Consider the following 13,501-nt stretch of genomic DNA (forward strand, 5'->3'; position numbering starts at 1 on the left):
GCTGAGTGCGTGGAAGTCAAACGCAACGCAGCAACTTCAGCTGTTATCGCTGCGAACAAAGCCGAATTCGGCACAAGATACGTTGGGTCTTCGCCTCGCCCGCTTGTAGTGCGTAGGTTGGGTTAGCGCAGCGTAACCCAACAAAGTCTGCGAAAACGTTGGGTTACGCTGCGCTAACCCAACCTACTGGACATCTTCGCCTGACTAGCTGCCGAGTATGGTTCGCACGTCGAGCAACTCGGGAAAGAATTCCAGCTCCAGCGCCTTCCTCAGGAACGCCACGCCCGAGGAACCACCCGTGCCGCGCCGGTGTCCGATGATGCGCTCCACCGTTTTCATATGGCGGAAACGCCAGAGCTGGAAACTCTCTTCCACGTCCACCAATTGCTCGCACATGTGGTATTCCGGCCAGAACGCCGCGCGCTGCTCATAGATACGCTTGAACACCGGCAACAAGCCTTCGTGGCGTTGATATGCTTCGGTCCAGTCGCGCTCCAGCCGCGCCGCCGGCACGTCGTGGCCGTGACGCGCGAGATAGCGCAGGAATTCGTCGTACAAGCCCGGTGCTTCCAGCACTTCGCGCAACTGGCCCTGTGCTGCCGGGTCGTAATCGAACACCTTGAGCATCTGCGCATTCTTGTTGCCCAGCATGAACTCGATCATGCGGTACTGCAGCGACTGGAATCCCGACGACGAACCGAGCGCATCGCGAAATTCCAGGTACTCCGACGGCGTCAGCGTTTCCAGCACCGCCCATTGCTCGAACAGCTGCCGTTGCACGTGCTTGACGCGCGCAAGAATTTTCAGGCACTCGTTCACGTCGTCGATACGCAGGTGCGCGACCGCCGCCTTCAGCTCGTGGATCGCCAGCTTCATCCACAGCTCGGCCACCTGGTGCATCACGATGAACAGCATCTCATCGTGATGCGGCGGTTCGGTTACCGGTTGCTGGGCGCTAAGCAGTTGATCCAGGCGCAGATAACCGCCATAGGTCATCCGGCCGCTCAAGTCCAGCTCGATACCGGCTTCGAGGTCCCGCTGGTTATCCGTCATGACGCCCGCAAACCCGCAAAAAGATTGATGTTAACCGCTATCGCGAACATCCACGTACGGGTTCGCATGCTGCAGTGTACCTTGCGACGCAGCAAGCCTGCCTGCTATCAATTGGCGTTTGTCTGGGTCCAAAAGGCTGCTTTGACTGTACGGACAGCGCCGGTGATGACCGCGTAAAATAAGCCGAAGCATCCTCAAGTGCGTCCGGCCCCACTGGATGGGCCGCGCCTCCCCCCGCAACGTTTTCCCTACCCCTTCCGGGAGCGAGTCGTGTCCATCGCCGCCAAGTTTGAAATCGAATATCTGCAGTACCTCGATGCCGAAGGCAAGCAGGTTCGTGATGATCTGCCCGCGTTCACCAAAGACCTCGACCATATGGTCGAGCTGTACAAGCTGATGATGTCCACCCGCGTATTCGACGCCAAGTCGGTGGCCTTGCAGCGCACCGGCAAGCTCGGCACCTACGCAAGCTGCCTCGGCCATGAAGCCTCGCACGTGGGCATCGGCAGCGCCATGAAGCCCGAAGACGTGCTGTCCGTGAGCTATCGTGAATACGGCGCGCAGCTCTACCGCGGCGTGCAGCCGCGCGAGGTGTACATGTACTGGGGCGGCGACGAGCGCGGCAACGACTATCAAAAGGAACCGGCGCGCCACGATTTCGCCTGGTCCGTGCCGATCGCCACGCAATGCCTGCATGCGGCGGGTACCGCGCTCGCCTTCAAGATTCGCGGCGAAAAGCGTGTCGCGGTGTGCACGATCGGCGACGGCGGATCGTCCAAGGGCGACTTCTACGGCGCCATCAACATCGCCGGCGCGCAAAACTTGCCGATGGTGGCGGTGATCGTCAACAACCAGTGGGCGATCTCGGTGCCGCGCAAGATCCAGTCCGGTGCGCCGACGCTGGCGCAGAAAGGCATCGCCGCCGGCCTCTACTGCATCCAGGTGGACGGCAACGACATCATCGCCGTGCGCAAGGCGATGGAAGATGCACTGGAACGCGCGCGCAACGGGGAAGGCGGCAGCGTGCTGGAACTGGTCACCTATCGCCTGAGCGATCACACCACCGCCGACGACGCTCGCCGCTACCGCGGCGAGCAGGAAGTGAAGGATGCCTGGGCGAAGGAGCCGATGAAGCGCCTGCGCAACTGGCTGGTCGCCAAGAAAGTGTGGGACGACAAGAAGGAAGAAGCCTGGAAGGCCGAGTGCGACGAATGGATGGACAACGAGGTCAACGCCTACCTGCAGACCAAGACCCAGCCCGTCACTGCGATGTTCGACTACACCTTCGCCGAAGTTCCCGCGGACCTCGCCAAACAGCGCGACCTCGCGCTCTCGCTCGACAAGAAGGCGCACTAATCCATGGCACAGATCACTCTTATCGAAGCCGTCACTCAGGCCCTTGCGTATGAAATGGCCCACGACGAAAGCGTCGTCGTGCTGGGTGAAGACGTCGGCGTGAACGGCGGCGTGTTCCGCGCCACCCAGGGCCTGCAGGAAAAATTCGGTGCGCTGCGCGTGCTCGATACGCCGCTAGACGAAACCACCATCGCCGGCGTCACCGTGGGCCTCGCCGCCGCCGGCATGAAGCCGGTCGCCGAAGCGCAGTTCGAAGGCTTTATCTATCCGATGATGGAGCAGATAGCCTGCCACGCCGCGCGCATGCGCAACCGCACGCGCGGGCGCATCACCGTGCCGGCGGTATGGCGCGCGCCGTGGGGCGGCGGCATTCGTGCGCCGGAGCATCACTCCGAAGCGAACGAGCATTTGTTCACCAACATCCCCGGCTTGCGTGTAGTGATGCCTTCATCGCCCGCACGTGCTTACGGCCTGCTGCTGGCGGCGATCCGCGATCCGGATCCGGTGATGTTCTTCGAACCGAAGCGCATCTATCGCCAGTACAAGGAAGAAGTGCCGGACGACGGCGAAGCACTGCCGCTCGATGTGTGTTTCGTGCTGCGGGATGGCACCGACGTCACCATCGTCACCTGGGGTGCGCAGGTGAAAGAAGCGCTGGAAGCAGCCGACGCACTGGCCGAGGAAGGCATCAGCGCCGAAGTGATCGACGTGGCTACGCTCACGCCGCTGGATTTCGACACCATCGCCGAATCGGTGCAGAAGACCGGTCGCTGCGTGATCCTGCACGAAGCGCCGAAAACGGCCGGCTTCGGCGCCGAGATTGCCGCGCGCATCGCCGAGGAATGCCTGTACGACCTGCTCGCTCCGGTCGAGCGCGTCACCGGCTGGGATACGCACATTCCGCTGTTCCGCCTGGAGATGAAGTACCTGCCGAGCGCGGAGCGCGTGGTGGAAGCGGCCAAGCGTACGCTGGCAGCAAGCTGAGCGCGCGAATCGTCAATCGGGAATCGTAAATAGTTGAAAGCAATCGTTCGCACATTGACTTCCCGCTTTTCCGATTGACGATTCACGATTGACGATTTACGGCCAACGAGCCTCATCACTCACTTCGGATTCAAGACACATGGCCAACATCAAGACGTTCTATCTCCCCGACCTCGGCGAAGGCCTGCCCGACGCGACCATCGTCGAGTGGCACGTGAAGGAAGGCGATCAGATCAAGCTCGACGCGCCGCTGGTGTCGATGGAAACCGCCAAGGCGGTCGTCGATGTACCTTCGCCGTACACGGGCAAGGTCGCCAAGCTGCACGGTGCCGCCGGCGACGTGATCGAAACCGGCGCCGCGCTGGCCGAGTTCGAACCCGACCCGAACGCCAAGCAGCGTGCCGAAGCCGAATCCACCGGTCATCACCACGGCCCCAAGAAAACCGCTGCAGCCGCGGCGGCTGAACCGAAGAAGGTCAGCGCGTCCGACGAAGGCGGCGTGATCGAAGCCAACGGCAAGGCCGAGCGCGAAGACGAAGGCACCGTTGTCGGCGCCATGGTCAGCGGCAGCCACGTGCACGTGGAGCAAGCCTCCAGCGTGGGCGGCGTGAAGGCCGTGCCGGCCGTGCGCGCGCTCGCCAAGAAACTCAAGGTGGACATCACCCGCGTACGCGGCACCGGCGCCGACGGCGTGGTGACCATGCAGGACGTGAAAAACGCTGCGGCGAACGGCTCTGCAGCACTCGGTGCGGCACCGCCGCGCGAGGTTCCCGCTTCCGCCGGCCGCCACCTCGCACCGGAACTGCCGCAGCCCGAACCGGCGCGTACCGCCGTGTCGCTGGCCGGCAAGCCGGTACGCACGGCGCCACCGAGCGTGCAGGCCAGCGGCCAGCCGGAACAGCTCAAGGGTGTTCGCCGCAACATGGCGCGCGTGATGGCCGAAGCACACGCCAACGTGGTGCCGACTACGCTGGTGGACGATGCCGACCTGCACGCATGGATCGGCAAGCAGGACATCACCGCGCGCCTGATCCGCGCCATCGTCGCCGCATGCAAGGCGGTGCCCGCGCTCAATGCCTGGTTCGACGGCAAGAACCTCACCCGCACCCGGCATCCGCACGTGGACATCGGCATCGCCGTGGATACGGAAGACGGGCTATTCGTGCCCGCATTGCGTAACGCCGACGTGCTCGACGGCAACGGTATCCGCGCCGGTATCAAGCGCCTGCGCGCGCAGGTGGAAGAGCGCACGATCCCCGCATCGGAATTGAGCGGCTACACCATCAGCCTGTCCAACTTCGGTATGTTCGCCGGCCGCTACGCGACGCCGGTGGTGGTGCCGCCGTGCGTGGCGATCATCGGCGCCGGCAAGCTCAGCCACGACGTGGTGGCAGTGATGGGCGGCATCGAAGTACACCGCCGCATGCCGATCAGCCTCACCTTCGATCATCGCGCGGCGACCGGTGGCGAAGCGGCGCGTTTCCTCAAGGCGTTGCTGGACGATCTGTCGCTACCCAACTGATCGCACTCTCGACCTCAACAACGCCCCTTCGCGGGGCGTTTTTGTAGGTTGGGGTGCAAACCTCAACATGGTAATGCCCGTGCATGGCAGCGTTGGGGTTTGCACCCTGATATATCCCCACGTTTTTTCGTTTGGTGCATATGTGCCCGAAATGCCGTCATTCCCGCGAAAGCGGGAATGACGGCCCAGTAATCTGGAAGATCATGTGCAAGGTGTATAGCTCGCTGATTTTATTGAAATCATCGAGCAAAAACGTGGGGATACGTCCGGGTTTGCACCCCAACCTACCTAGGCTTGCTGCAGGAACGCGGCGATATGCGCGGCGATTGCCTCCGGCGCATCTTCAAAACAGTAATGACCCACGCGATCGAGCCTATGGATAGTCGCTTGCGGAAACAGCGCCGTGAACATAGGCAAGAAATGCTCCGCATGCAGGGTGCGATCGGCCAAGCCCCACACGGCAAGCGCGGGCTTTGACCTGATTTCATCCAACGCCCGCACACTCGGCACTTCGATCTGATGCGCGCCGGAAGCGAAGCCCTTGGCCCAACCGATCGCACCCGCGCATTCGGCGGGCGTGGCAAAAGGCGCCGCATAAGCCCGCAACCACGTGTCGTCGATCAGCGCATGGTTCTCGAATCCATTGAGCTTGAGCGTGCTCAAGATGTTGTAGCCGAGTTCGCCCAGCACGGTTTCCAGCCGGTTTTCTGCATACGCTTTCAGTATCCACTGGAACCAGGGCGACACCTGGGCATTGGCGCTCAGCCGTTCGGCCGCATCGGCTTGACCGAAAGGCGTGGGGCCATTGCAGGAGACGATGCGTCGTACGCGACCCGGGTGACGCGCGGCCAACCCCATGCCGACCGGCCCGCCGAAATCGTGCAGGACCAGCGTGATGTCGCGTAGGTCCAGCGCCAGCACGAAGCGCTCGAGATTGTCGATATGGTCCTGCAGCCAATAGCTGCGCTCCTGCGGCGTGGCGCTCTTGCCGAAGCCCATGTGATCGGGCACGACCACGCGATATGCGCCGCGCAAGGCAGCAATCAGGTGTCGAAACAGATAGCCCCAGGTCGGTTCGCCATGCAGGCACAGCACTACCTGCCCCTGCCGCGGGCCTTCGTCCACGTAGTGCATGGGGAAACCCGGCGCGTCAGTGAAGTGCGGCGCATACGGATACGTGCCGTTGAACGTTGCATCGGATCGGATCATGTTCCTGGCCTTGACGTTGGTTTCAAATTGAAACTATTTGCTTTATAGGCCTAGCGGTTTTATTTTGCAACCGTTCACAACGGGAAGAACGATGGTCAAACGAACCACCCACGAGAATTCCCTGTGCGGCGTGGCGCGCCCGATGGACGCCATCGGCGACGGCTGGTCGCTGCTTATCGTGCGCGATGCGTTCGGCGGCCTGCGTCGCTTCGGGGAATTCCAGAAGAGCCTTGGCCTGGCCAAGAACATCCTCGCGGCTCGCCTTCGTCATCTGATATCTCACGGCATCCTCGATGCAGTGCCCGCTTCGGATGGAAGCGCTCATCAGGAATACGTGCTGACGGAGAAAGGTCGCGGCCTGTTTCCGCTCCTGGTTGCGCTCAGGCAGTGGGGTGAGATGTTTTTCTTCGAGCGCGATGAACCTCACGCGCAACTGGTGCACAAAAAGACCGGCTTGCCCGTGCAAAGACTATTGCCACGCACGCAAGACGGCCGGCTATTGAAACCTGAAGACACCGTCGTACAGGTGCCACCCGTTCGAACGAGGCGAACGCAACGGCAAACCTGAGCATGCTGGTCCATCCGCGGCCGTTGCTTGTGCCCCGCCAAAGAGCGATCGGGCCTCAACACATTCGTTCAGGCGCATGGCGCCCAGCGCATCCGCCGCCCGAGGCGCGCGTCGTTCACCTCATTCTTGCAAGCCGCCCAACATGAGGTATTTCAACTCGACGTATTCATCGAGCCCGTACTTGGAACCTTCACGGCCCAGGCCCGATTGCTTGACGCCGCCGAAAGGCGCCACCTCCGTGGAGATGATGCCTTCGTTGATGCCGACCATTCCACTTTCCAGCGCCTCGGCGACGCGCCAGCTGCGCGCCATGTCGCGCGTGTAGAAGTAGGCCGATAGCCCGAAGGGCGTGCCGTTCGCGGCGGCGATCGCTTCCTGTTCGGTATCGAAGCGGAAACAGGCAGCCACCGGGCCAAAGGTTTCCTCTTGCGCAATCAGCATGTCATGCGTGGCATCCACCAACACCGTGGGTTCGTAGAAGTTACCGCCGAGCGCGTGCGGTTTGCCGCCGGCAAGAATCAAGGCGCCTTTGCTTACTGCATCCTCGACGTGCTGCTGTACTTTGGCGAGCGCCGCCCGGTTGATCAGTGGGCCTTGTTCGAAATCACCCGTCAATGCATCGCCCACCCGCAGCTTGCGCGCGGCGTCCGCCAATGCATGCGTGAAGGCATCATAGATGCCGCTTTGCACGTAGAAGCGGTTCACGCAGACACAGGTCTGGCCGGTGTTACGAAACTTCGATGCCATCGCGCCGCGCACCGCTGCGTCGAGGTCGGCGTCGTCGAACACGATGAACGGTGCATTGCCGCCGAGTTCAAGCGACAGCTTCTTCAGCGTATCCGTACACTGGCGAGCCAGCAGCTTGCCAATGCGCGTGGAGCCCGTGAACGACAGTTTGCGCACCATCTCCGAACCGGTGAGCACCTGGCCGATCGCCACCGCATCACCGGAGACGATATTGAACACACCCGCCGGAATCTCCGCCTGCTCCGCCAGCACAGCCAGGGCAAAGGCCGACAGCGGCGTTTCTTCGGACGGCTTCAGCACCATGGTGCAACCGGCCGCCAATGCGGGAGCGGCCTTGCGCGTGATCATCGCCTGCGGGAAATTCCACGGCGTGATCGCGGCGACCACGCCCACCGGTTCGCGCACCACCAGGATTCTTGAATGAGGGGACGGACTTGGAATCACGTCGCCGTAGCTGCGCTTGGCTTCTTCCGCAAACCACTCCAGAAAGCTCGCGGCATACACCACTTCGCCGCGCGCTTCGGCCAGCGGCTTGCCCTGTTCGCGCGACAGCAGCTCGGCCAATGCATCGCGATGCGCAAGCATCAGCTCGCCCCATCGGCGAACCTTGCCGGCGCGCTCCTTCGCGGTGAGCGCGCGCCAGGCCGGGAACGCTCGGGCGGCAGCGTCGACGGCTTGCTGCGCCTCGGCGGCGCCACCTTTGGCTACATACGTGATGACGTCGCCCGTGGCAGGGCTGTAGACGGGATATGTTTCCGCGCCCGTGCGCCATTGACCGTCGATGTAATGACCACTGCCGACGTAAAACTGCTTGCTGTCCGTTGCGTTCATCGTTTCGCCGTCTGAAATGCTGCCGGAGATCGATTGTGCGGTGGGCACGACGGGCCTGTGAGTCCATCTATTCCGATATGTGCGGCTGGCAATCGCTGTATGTGGCGTACTGTTATGCCTACAGCGATCTCGTATCTTTACCGCTGCGCCGCAACACATCGCCTTCTTCACGCTGCGCTGGGCACACTTGCCCGAGACCACACGAGGGAGCAGATCATGCATCACAGCAGACTGTGCACGCTGGTACTCGACTGCGAGGGCGACGACCTTCGCAAGGCCGCCGCCTTCTGGAGCGCGGCGCTGGGCAAGCCCATCGCCAATATGGACGTGGATGGCGACGGCAAATATGCCGAACTGGAAACCGCCGACGACGAACCGCTGATGCTGCTCCAGAAAGTGGATCATCCCAGCCGCGTGCACCTGGACATCGAAACGGACGACCAGGAAGCCGAAGCGCTGCGGCTGGAGAAGCTCGGCGCCAAACGCATCGCCTACGTGCGCGGCCGCTGGTGGGTGATGGAGGCGCCAAGCGGCCATCGATTCTGCATCGTGCACAAACAGCGCAAGACGTTCGGGCCGCACCTCAACCGCTGGGATTGATCAGCGCCGATCAGACGCTTTCGGCTGGCTGGTACATCGGCAAACGCATGACGATTTCGAATCCCCCACCGTCCGCGCCACGCGCCTCCACCTCGCCGCCGTGCGCCTGCATCACGCGCTGGACGATCGCCAGGCCCAGGCCATGGCCGCCAGCCTGAGCGGCGTTGGTGCCGCGGAAAAACGGACGAAACAGCAGATCGAGCTCGTCCTGTGGCACGCCCGGACCATGATCGCGGACACGCAGTTCAAGCTGCGTGTCCGGCGCGGTCAATCCGATATGCACCGTGCCATTGACCGGACTGAACTTGATCGCATTGGCGAGCACATTGTCCACCGCACGCTCCAACAGCAAACCGCTGCCTTGCACCACCATTGGTCCCATCTCGCTCATCTGCAAAACGATGCCGCGCGCCTCAGCGTCGATGTGCGCCGCCGCCACGCGATCCTTGAGCAGTTCCGTGAGGTCAACAGATTCGTGCAGCATGCCTGGCAGCCCGCCTTCCAGCCGCGACAGCGCCAGCATTTCCGCCGTCATGCGATCCATGCGAACGATCTCCTCTTCGGCGCGCCGGAAATGCGCGGCCGCTTCGTCCGGCTGGGTGCTGTGTTGCGCAAGATCCAGAATGAGATGCAGACGCGCCAGCGGTGAACGCAGTTCATGCGAGAGATCCTGCAATACGCCGCGCTCGTGCGCGACAAGGATCTCGATGCGTTCGGCCATGGCGTTGAAATCGCGCGCAAGCTGGCCCAGCTCGTCGCGCTGGCCGAGCCACCGTTGCTCGACGCGCGTGGTGAATTCGCCGGATGCCATCCGGCGCGTGGCGGCACGCATCGCCTCCACTGGCTGCGATACGCTGCGCGCCACCCACCAGCCGATGATGCCGATCGTCAGCAACGACAGCAGCCATTCCACGATCAGCAGAATCTTCTCGCGCGTGCGTGGCGGCACGCGGCTGCGCGCGCTGCTTACGGCGACCATCTGCCTAACGTGGCCGTCGCTGCCGCTCACGTTCTGCACGGCGATATAGAAGCCCGGCCATGGGTTCAACGCGATGTCGTGTCCGGAAGACAGCCAATCCGGAAGCGTGTGGCGGATCGTCGTCGGCATGCGGATCTCGCGCAACGGCTCACCGTTTTCGTACAGCGTGGCATCCACACCTTGCTCGCGCTGTTGCCTGACCCAGGCGTCCAGGCCATCGTGCCCGCCTTTTTCGTAGGCCTGGTTGGCGGCTTGCGCCAGCGCCGGCCAGTCGAACGCCTGCTGCATCGAATAGGCGATAAAGCTGCGCGTAAGCAATCCGCCCAACATCAGCACCAGCACGTTGGCGATGCATACCGAGATGAGCAAGCGCCAGAACAGCGGGCTACGGAACGGACTGTTGAAGCTGGTCATGCCTGCGTCACGCTGTTGGGCACAAGCACATAACCTGCGCCACGCACCGAATCGATACGCGGCGCCTGGCTCGAGGCTTCCGCCAGCTTGTGGCGAAGCCGGCTGACATGCACGTCGATGCTGCGATCGAAGCGTTCCAGCTCGCGTCCCAGCGCCACGCGCGTGAGCGAGGTCTTGTCGATCACTTCGCCCGCGCGTTGCACCAGCATCAATAGCAGGGCGAATTCCGCGCCGGTGAGATTGAGCTCCTGTTCGCCGGCATAGGCGCGCCGTTCGCCAGGCAGCAGACGAAGCACGCCTGTGCTCAGTTCGCCCACGCTCTCCACCGTGTGGCGCCGCAATTGTGCGCGCACGCGCGCCAGCAATTCGCGCGGCAGGCAGGGTTTGGAAAGATAATCGTCCGCGCCGAGTTCCAACCCGACCACGCGGTCCACCGGTTCGCCGCGCCCCGACAACATGATCACCGGCAGGCGATGTTGCGCACGCAAGTCGCGCAAGGTATCCAGGCCGCTGCGGCCCGGCATCATCACGTCGAGAATCAACAGGTCCGGCCGCAACGCCGGATCGCGCAACCGTGCCAGCACGCTCTCGCTGTCGTGCACGACATCCACCTGCAAGCCTTCGCGGCGCAAGTATTCGGCGAGCAGTGCGCACAGCTCGCGATCGTCATCACCAATCAGGATCCGGGACATGCAGGTAGCCATCGGCAGTAGGTCTTACTATCGCATGACAACCGCAAACCGCCGACGTGTCGCTTGCAGCAGGCTGACTTTACCCTTCTTTACGCCACGGCAAAGATCTTCAACCCGCCCCTGCTTTCCAATAGTTACCGCAATCCCTCACCCAAGCAGGAGCCTCACCATGCGTACATCCATGATGCTTTCCCTCGCGCTTTCGGCCGCCTTCGGCGTTTCCGCGCTGGCCTTTGCCGGCCCGGGCGACGGCGGATTCGGCGCGGGTCCGCGCGACCATCACGCCGAAGGGATGATGGCCATGCGCGGCCTGAATCTCACCGACGCGCAGAAGGCGCAGGTCAAGCAGATCGTCCGGCAAAGTTTTGCGACGCTGAAGACGCAGGAACAAGCCGTGCGCCAGCAGCGCGAAGCTTTCGAAGCCTTGTCGCCGAGCGCGTCCAACTACCAGTCGGCGGCGGCCAGCCTGGCACAGGCGGAAGCCAATCTCACCAGCGCACGCATCACCGCCCGTGCCGCTGTCACGGCGCAGATCTACAACAGCGTGCTGAACGCTGCGCAGCAGAGCCAGTACGCCACCCAGAAGGCGGCGTTCGCGGCGCGCAAGGCACAGTGGCAACAGTTCAAGGCGGAACATCCGCTGCCGGCAAGTGCGGGCTCCGCCCAGTAATCCACAACTAAAAAAACCGTTAGCGGATGTCAGGCGAATGTCCTGACCGCATCTGGCGATCGCCGCAGCGCGGCGATCGCTTTTTTTGGCACCACGGTTTCTTCACGTTTCGATCAAGCCGGCTGTCACGTGTTTGTCGTGCATAGCGCTTAGCTTTCCCCGGGCTGACCTCCGAGGGCACGCTTATGCAGACGGAAGCCGCTGTAGCCAGTACCGCCACCACCACCCAGGGTTCCGGGCGCGTGTTCGCCATCATCTTCGGCTTGATCCTGCTGGCGGGCGCCGCATACGCGGGCTTGCATCTGGTGGATGATCTTTCCATCGTCCGCTCGCATTCGGCCACACCGTTTGTCTTGCTGGGCGTCGCGTTGCTGATCGCGCTGGGCTTCGAATTCGTCAACGGCTTTCACGACACGGCCAATGCGGTGGCCACGGTGATCTACACGCATTCGCTGCCGGCCAACCTGGCGGTGATCTGGTCGGGTATCTTCAATTTTCTCGGCGTGCTCAATTCGTCCGGCGCGGTAGCGTTCACGGTGGTATCGCTATTGCCGGTCGAGCTCATCCTGCAGGTAGGAAGCGGCGCTGGCTTTGCGATGGTGTTCGCGCTGCTGTTTGCGGCCATCGTGTGGAACCTCGGTACCTGGTATTTCGGGCTGCCCAATTCTTCCTCGCATACGCTGATCGGGTCGATCATCGGCGTGGGCCTCGCCAATCAGTTCACCGCGGTGAAAAGCGGCACCAGCGGCGTGGACTGGAACGCCGCCTTCGGCGTGTTGAGGGGCCTGGTTTTTTCGCCGATCGCCGGTTTCTTGCTGGCCGGCCTGTTGATGCTGTTGCTCAAGGCGCTGATCAAGATTCCCGCGCTCTACCGTGCACCGGAAGGGCGCAAGCCGCCGCCGTGGCCGATTCGCCTTTTGCTGGTGCTTACTTGTACCGGCGTGAGTTTCAGCCACGGCTCCAACGATGGCCAGAAGGGCATGGGTCTGATCATGCTGATCCTGATCGGCACGGTTCCTACCGCTTATGCGCTCAACGGCGCCGTGTCCGGCAATCAGGTGAAGACGTTCCATCAGGTTTCCGTGGAGGCGCAGCAGGTATTGAACGCGATCGATCACGGTGCACAGGTCGATGGCAACCCGCGCGATCGGGTCACCGCGGCGCTCCAGCAACGCAAGCTGCTGCCCGATACGGTGCCGGCGCTGGCGGCGCTGATGGCGCAAATCGATCGGCAGGTCGGCAATCGCTCTTCGCTGCGTGCGGTGCCACAGGAACAGATGGGCAACGTGCGCAACGACATCTATCTGGCCAATGCCGCCATTCCGCTGGTGCTGTCACAAACGGGTCTGAGCGGTGAACAAACCAATACGCTCACCACCTGGCGCGGGCTTGGCGTGAAGGCCACCCAGTTCATTCCGGCGTGGGTGAAGGTGGCGGTCGCGCTGGCCTTGGGGCTGGGCACGATGGTCGGCTGGAAGCGCATCGTGGTCACGGTCGGCGAACGCATCGGCAAGGAGCACCTCACCTACGCCCAGGGCGCCTCCGCGGAACTGGTGGCGATGGGCCTGATCCAGGCCGCCGACATGTATCACCTGCCCGTCAGTACTACGCACGTGCTCACTTCCGGCGTGGCCGGCACGATGGCGGCGAACGGCTCGGGCCTGCAGTGGAGCACGGTGCGCAATCTGCTGATGGCCTGGGTACTGACGCTGCCGGCGTCGATCGTGCTGGCAGGCGGACTGTTCATTGGGCTCAAGCATGTGTTCTGAACCGCTCGAACACGGCTCTGGATTGGATGCGCAACGGTTGGGAAACAATCGGTTGGCAGCACCACCACATCACTGAACCGTCGCAACCGTCCTCGACTTTTTGCAAC

General features: G+C 62.7%; 12 protein-coding genes. 7 read left to right on the plus strand and 5 right to left on the minus strand.

Features of this window, described 5'->3' with window-relative positions:
- Positions 1-204: 204 nt before the first annotated feature.
- Entirely contained in the window at positions 205-1,053 is an 849-nt protein-coding gene (locus tag ACTHNE_RS04765) for a tryptophan 2,3-dioxygenase (protein WP_324936842.1), read from the minus strand.
- 270 nt (positions 1,054-1,323) lie between these two features.
- Between ACTHNE_RS04765 and pdhA the strand changes: the two genes are divergently transcribed.
- The 3 genes from pdhA (at position 1,324) to ACTHNE_RS04780 (ending at position 4,915) form a co-directional block, all read left to right on the plus strand.
- A complete protein-coding gene (pdhA, locus tag ACTHNE_RS04770) occupies positions 1,324-2,409 on the plus strand; it encodes a pyruvate dehydrogenase (acetyl-transferring) E1 component subunit alpha (protein WP_324936844.1) in 1,086 nt (361 codons plus the stop codon).
- Between the two features lie 3 nt (positions 2,410-2,412).
- Complete coding sequence (locus tag ACTHNE_RS04775) at positions 2,413-3,393, plus strand: alpha-ketoacid dehydrogenase subunit beta (RefSeq protein WP_324936845.1); 981 nt, start codon at positions 2,413-2,415, stop codon at positions 3,391-3,393.
- A 139-nt stretch (positions 3,394-3,532) separates the two neighbouring features.
- Positions 3,533-4,915, plus strand: a complete 1,383-nt coding sequence (locus tag ACTHNE_RS04780) for a dihydrolipoamide acetyltransferase family protein (protein WP_440268668.1) — start codon at positions 3,533-3,535, stop codon at positions 4,913-4,915.
- A 288-nt stretch (positions 4,916-5,203) separates the two neighbouring features.
- Here ACTHNE_RS04780 and ACTHNE_RS04785 read toward each other — a convergent pair whose 3' ends face one another.
- Positions 5,204-6,124, minus strand: coding sequence for an alpha/beta fold hydrolase (locus tag ACTHNE_RS04785; RefSeq protein WP_324937379.1), 921 nt, complete (start codon positions 6,122-6,124; stop codon positions 5,204-5,206).
- Between the two features lie 91 nt (positions 6,125-6,215).
- Between ACTHNE_RS04785 and ACTHNE_RS04790 the strand changes: the two genes are divergently transcribed.
- Positions 6,216-6,692 (plus strand): winged helix-turn-helix transcriptional regulator, encoded by a 477-nt coding sequence (locus tag ACTHNE_RS04790; protein WP_324937376.1) that lies wholly within the window; start codon positions 6,216-6,218, stop codon positions 6,690-6,692.
- Positions 6,693-6,812: 120 nt separating this feature from the next.
- On the opposite strand, the gene ACTHNE_RS04795 is transcribed toward ACTHNE_RS04790, so the two are convergent.
- Positions 6,813-8,270 (minus strand): NAD-dependent succinate-semialdehyde dehydrogenase, encoded by a 1,458-nt coding sequence (locus ACTHNE_RS04795; protein WP_440268669.1) that lies wholly within the window; start codon positions 8,268-8,270, stop codon positions 6,813-6,815.
- A gap of 216 nt (positions 8,271-8,486) precedes the next feature.
- On the opposite strand from ACTHNE_RS04795, the gene ACTHNE_RS04800 reads away from it, so the two are divergent.
- Positions 8,487-8,870 carry a VOC family protein gene (locus tag ACTHNE_RS04800; RefSeq protein WP_324941337.1) on the plus strand — a complete coding sequence of 128 codons (384 nt, stop codon included), beginning with the start codon at positions 8,487-8,489 and terminating at the stop codon, positions 8,868-8,870.
- Positions 8,871-8,880: 10 nt separating this feature from the next.
- Here the strand turns inward: ACTHNE_RS04800 and ACTHNE_RS04805 are convergent, their stop codons facing one another.
- Together ACTHNE_RS04805 and ACTHNE_RS04810 are read right to left on the minus strand one after the other, a co-directional pair.
- The gene (locus ACTHNE_RS04805) at positions 8,881-10,263 is read right to left on the minus strand and encodes a sensor histidine kinase (RefSeq protein WP_440268670.1); all 1,383 of its coding nucleotides are present in this window, start codon (positions 10,261-10,263) and stop codon (positions 8,881-8,883) included.
- Positions 10,260-10,955: a response regulator transcription factor gene (locus ACTHNE_RS04810; RefSeq protein ID WP_324941342.1), complete on the minus strand. Its 696-nt coding sequence runs from the start codon at positions 10,953-10,955 to the stop codon at positions 10,260-10,262. Before ACTHNE_RS04810 ends, ACTHNE_RS04805 begins: the two co-directional genes overlap by 4 nt.
- A 169-nt stretch (positions 10,956-11,124) precedes the next feature.
- Here ACTHNE_RS04810 and ACTHNE_RS04815 point away from each other — a divergent pair, with 169 nt between their 5' ends.
- Both ACTHNE_RS04815 and ACTHNE_RS04820 read left to right on the plus strand, forming a co-directional pair.
- Positions 11,125-11,625: a periplasmic heavy metal sensor gene (locus ACTHNE_RS04815; RefSeq protein WP_324941346.1), complete on the plus strand. Its 501-nt coding sequence runs from the start codon at positions 11,125-11,127 to the stop codon at positions 11,623-11,625.
- 185 nt (positions 11,626-11,810) lie between these two features.
- The gene (locus ACTHNE_RS04820) at positions 11,811-13,394 is read left to right on the plus strand and encodes an inorganic phosphate transporter (protein WP_324941348.1); all 1,584 of its coding nucleotides are present in this window, start codon (positions 11,811-11,813) and stop codon (positions 13,392-13,394) included.
- Positions 13,395-13,501: the final 107 nt, after the last annotated feature.

Origin of the sequence: Dyella sp. (genome assembly GCF_051954575.1) — a bacterium.
Taxonomy (GTDB): Bacteria; Pseudomonadota; Gammaproteobacteria; order Xanthomonadales; family Rhodanobacteraceae; genus Dyella_B.